Below are 2,321 nucleotides of genomic sequence, written 5' to 3'. Positions count from 1 at the left end.
GACGAACGTTGTCCGCGCTGAACTCCCGGCCCAGCGAGATCATCGGCATCATCGCCGCGCTGGTGGTGTTGCTGCTGGCGTTCGGCTCGGCCGTCGCGGCGTTGCTTCCGGTCGTCACGGCGGTGCTCGTGGTCGTCGGTGGGTTGGCCGGGCTGGACATGCTCAAGAGCGCCGTGAGCATTCCCGACGTCGCGCCGACGCTCGCCGCGATGATCGGGCTCGGGGTCGGGGTCGACTACACGCTGTTCCTGGTCAGCAAACAACGCAGGCTGCTCGCCACCGGGTTACCCGTGCCGGCGGCGGTGGCCGGCACCGCGCGGTCGGCCCCCGCGGCGGTGGTGTTCGCCGGCGCCACCGTGGTCGTGGCGATCAGCGGGTTGATGCTGACCGGCGTCGATTTCGTGTCCTGGCTGGGCTGGAGCAGCGCGTTGCTGGTCGCCGGCGCGGTGATCTCCGCCATCACGCTGACTCCCGCGGTGCTTGCCATGGCGGGCGAGCGGCTCGGTCGTGGCCGTCCGGCGGCCGCCGCCGACGAGGCCCTGGACGGGAGTGTGTGGGGCCGGTTCGCGTCCTGGTCGGCCCGCCGTCCCGTGCTGGTCGTCATCGCCAGCACGGCCGTGCTGCTCGGTCTCGGCGCGCCGGCGCTCGCGTTGCGGCTCGGGCAGTCCGACGCCGGCGACCGCGGCACGGACCAGCAGACCGTGCTGCACTACAAGGCCACCGCGGCGGCGTGGGGGCCTGGCGAGAACGGTCCGCTCAGCGTGGTGCTGACCGACCCGGCCCAGGCGCGGGCCGCGACGGACACGTTGCGCGGGACCAGGGGCGTCGCGTCGGTGTCGCCGCCGCGCGCGCTGCCCTCCGGAGCGGTGTCGCTGCGGGTGGTCCCGACCACGGCGCCGTCCGACCCCACCACCAGCGACCTCGTCGCCCGGCTGCGCACGGAGGTGTTGCCGCGGTTCGGCGAAGCTCACGTCGGTGGCGGCACCGCCACCCGCATCGACCTGGCGAACCGCATCACCAGCCGGTTGCCGTGGCTCATCCTGGCTGTCATCGGCGTGGCGTGCGCGCTGTTGCTGCTGGCGTTCCGGTCGGTGCTGCTGCCGGTCAAGGCGGCGCTGATGAACATCGTGTCGGTGTGCGCCGCCTACGGTGTGGTGACGGCGGTGTTCCAGTGGGGCTGGGGAGCGGGCCTGCTCGGTCTCGACGGGCCGGTGCCGATCGACAGCTACGTGCCCATGGTGCTCTTCGCCGTCCTGTTCGGACTGTCCATGGACTACGAGGTGTTCCTGCTCTCGGCGATGCGGGAACACTGGATCCGCACCGGGGACAACCTCGTTGCCGTCCGTCGCGGCCTCGCCGAGACCGGAGGCGTGATCACCTCCGCCGCCCTGATCATGGTGTGCGTCTTCGCCAGCTTCATCCTGGTGGACAACCCCACCGTGAAGATCTTCGGACTGGGCCTGGCCACCGCCATCGTCGTCGACGCCACCATCGTCCGCTGCCTGCTCGTGCCCGCCACCATGGTCCTCCTCGGCCGCTGGAACTGGTGGCTCCCGCGCTGGCTCGACCGCCTGCTCCCGCACGTACTCGACCACCGCCCGCCCACCCCCCGCGCCGCCGCGCCGCCGGCCAGCTCCATTGTCCACAGTAGACGGTGATGCGACCCCGGACGCAGCATGGTGGTTTGGGCCGACTGGCCGATTTCTCCCGGCCATACCCGTCGGTACCGTGGGAAGGCCGTTGAAGGGGCTCGGGCGGGCGCCTCCGGCGCGGTTGAACCGATTCTCATCGTAATAACGAGGAGTTGCTGGTGTCCCGCTTTGCCTTCTCGCGCGCCCGCAGAAATCCCAGGTTCGTGGCGACAATCAGTGTCACCGCGACGTCCGCGCTGGTCGCCGCCATGGTGCTGCACGTGTCCGGGCTCAACTCGGCGGCCTCGGCAAGCCCACTGCGGGTGCCGACGGTCGAGGAGACCATCGCCGGGCTCAACTCCGTGGCCCATGACTATCCCGGTGGTTTGCCCGCCCTGCTGGAACTGTTCGTCACCGGTGAGTGCGCCGGGGTGCAGTCCTACGAGAGCGCGCCATCGGAGTGCCGGGACCTGATAAACCTGATCATCGAACTCGGCACCGGAGAAACCATTCCGCCGGTCTCCTCCACCGGTCGCACCACGTTCACGTCGCTCCCGCCCACGAGCACGACCACCGAGTCATCCCAGCCGTCCACGACTGTGCCGACCAGCTCGACCACGGTGCCCCCAACGACGACCACCACCACCCCACCAACCACGACAACAACGACAACCACCACAACGACACCGA

2 protein-coding genes are annotated in these 2,321 nt (G+C 70.3%); both read left to right on the top strand.

Features of this window, described 5'->3' with window-relative positions; genetic code table 11:
- A partial coding sequence (locus tag VFO68_RS22860; RefSeq protein ID WP_325160408.1) for an MMPL family transporter occupies positions 1–1,658 on the top strand: 1,658 nt, incomplete at its 5' end.
- A gap of 197 nt (positions 1,659–1,855) precedes the next feature.
- Positions 1,856–2,321 (top strand): hypothetical protein (locus tag VFO68_RS22855; protein WP_325160407.1); only part of this gene is annotated, 466 nt, incomplete at its 3' end.

The organism is Actinophytocola sp. (assembly GCF_035712165.1).
GTDB lineage: Bacteria > Actinomycetota > Actinomycetes > Mycobacteriales > Pseudonocardiaceae > DASYTH01.
This window is presented reverse-complemented; position numbering and strand designations above follow the sequence as displayed.